The organism is Okeania sp. (assembly GCF_983059655.1).
The window spans coordinates 1-2,005 of sequence record NZ_CEZPJD010001124.1; the positions used below are offsets into that span (position 1 = coordinate 1).

Annotated in this window: 3 protein-coding genes; all 3 read left to right on the forward strand. The window is 35.8% G+C overall.

Annotated features, from left to right (window positions below):
- Window positions 1-192 (forward strand): carbamoyltransferase C-terminal domain-containing protein (locus tag AC3DU7_RS32395; RefSeq protein ID WP_488043328.1); only part of this gene is annotated, 192 nt, incomplete at its 5' end.
- A gap of 211 nt (window positions 193-403) precedes the next feature.
- Window positions 404-1,435, forward strand: coding sequence for a caspase family protein (locus AC3DU7_RS32400; RefSeq protein WP_488043329.1), 1,032 nt, complete (start codon window positions 404-406; stop codon window positions 1,433-1,435).
- Between the two features lie 81 nt (window positions 1,436-1,516).
- Entirely contained in the window at window positions 1,517-1,804 is a 288-nt protein-coding gene (locus tag AC3DU7_RS32405) for a HigA family addiction module antitoxin (RefSeq protein WP_488043330.1), read from the forward strand.
- Window positions 1,805-2,005: the final 201 nt, after the last annotated feature.

A 2,005-nucleotide genomic window follows, 5' to 3' on the forward strand; every position in this document is an offset into this window, starting at 1 on the left:
TGTGGGGTAATTGTGAATACATCTTTTAATGTGCGGGGTGAACCAATTGTTTGTATGCCCGAAGATGCTTATCGGTGTTTTATGCGGACTGAGATGGATTATTTAGTGGTGGAGAATTTCTTGATGGCGAAGACTCAGCAGATTCCTTGGGAAAAGGATGAGTCTTGGAAAAACGAGTTTGAATTGGATTAGAATTTAGTCAAAAGTAATTTTGTTATTGGAGTGAACAAACACAGGTAAAATACTGCATTAGGTTTTTTTGTTTAACACTCTTAAGTTAAGGCAAGAGGCAATGAGGATTTTTTTTGGTTAACAGCCTTGTTGCCTCATTTTTGATAATGATCTTGCTCTCCTGAACAAGTCTTTTTTCAGTTGTAAAAGTATCCATCTATATTTAAAGGATATGGTATCAAAAATGAAGAACCTTGTTAATTTTAGAGTTATTACAGGAACTACCACAACAGCTCTAATGATTTTGGGGATATCTTGGTATTTTTCTGAAGGTACATACCCATCTGCCATGGCAGCAATTTCTGGCGTAGGTAGCTTTTTAGGGTTATTTCAATATTCTTTCTTATCATTTGATAAAAATATCGTAACTGATCGTGTAGCACTTATCGTTGGTAATCAAAATTATATAAACGCTCCAACATTGATCAACTCAATAAATGATGCTGAAGCAATATGTAAAGCTCTCAAAAAAGTAGGTTTTAAGATTATAAAACGTATTAACCCATCAACTGATGAGCTAAAAAAAGCAATTGATGATTTCCAAACTATTCTTAGTACAGGTGGTGTAGGTCTCTTTTATTACACAGGTCATGGGTGCCAAATTAATGGACATGACTATATTTTGCCTGTTGATGCAGGTTTAACAAATTTAACTGATAGGAAAGAGTTTGCAACTAAGTCCATAAATCTTAATCTTCTTCTAAGTCCAATTGACAAGATAATTGAAGATACTCCGATGCATAATGGCAGTATTGTTATTTACTCTACAGAATCTGGAAAACTGGCTTATGATTTCTTTGAAAAGGCATCTGAAACTGAAGATGGAAAGAATAATAGTGGCGAAAAGCGTAAGCAAGATAATAATGGTATACTAATCAAAAACAAGAGCAAAGTAAATCGGCATTCACCTTTTGCTCAAGCTTTTTTATCACTGATAGAAAAATGGAATTTAGAAATCTTTGATTTTTTCCGAGAGTTGTTGCTAAAGGTTCGTAATTCAACGGACTCTAGGCAGCTCCCTTGGATTGCTGCATCTGTTGATACTAAGTTCTATTTCAAACCTATAGTTAGAGAAGATGTTGGAACACTAAAAATTCTAATTTTCGATGCTTGTCGTAATGATCCTTTCTACCGACCACCTGTTTACTATGCCTTATCACCTAGCAATAAAGCTGGACAGACATCTCCAGAAAAGAGGCAATAGGCAATAGGGAGAAGCAATTGATAATTTATGGATAAGATAAGTTGATGCTTTTTCCTACAAAATGCTTCGCATATTCTGAAAATGAAAATGTATAACCCACCCCACCCAGGCGAAGTGCTGAAAGAACTCTGCATTGAACCTTTAAATCTAAGTGTTACTGAGGTGGCAGAAGCTTTAGGTGTAAGCCAAGAAACATTATCTGCCATCTTGAATGGTAAAGCAAATATAAATCCTGAGATGCCTATAAGACTTTCTAAGGTTTTTGGTACATCTGCTGAAAGTTGGCTCAACCAGCAAACCCAGTACGATCTTTGGCAAGCAGAAATGACCATCGGTGATATTGAGGTCAAGCGTTTGTCCACCATTTGATTTGTCTTTATCCAGTCTAACAATTCAGTGCAACCGACAGTAGGGATGAATCGCGATTTGCCCCTATATTTTGACCTTTAAGCAATTTGACAGATTGACAATTTTGTAGTGGTGAAAAATGGAAAATTGTAGTAGGTAAGCGATCACTCTACCCTTCCCCAAAAACTTTTTTGACTATACTTAATTCATCCAATCAAGATA

Excerpts from the sequence above, each read along its gene's own strand:
- AC3DU7_RS32400 (WP_488043329.1), top strand. The coding sequence starts at position 404 with ATGGTATCAAAAATGAAGAACCTTGTTAATTTTAGAGTTATTACAGGA.
- AC3DU7_RS32405 (WP_488043330.1), top strand. The coding sequence starts at position 1,517 with ATGAAAATGTATAACCCACCCCACCCAGGCGAAGTGCTGAAAGAACTC.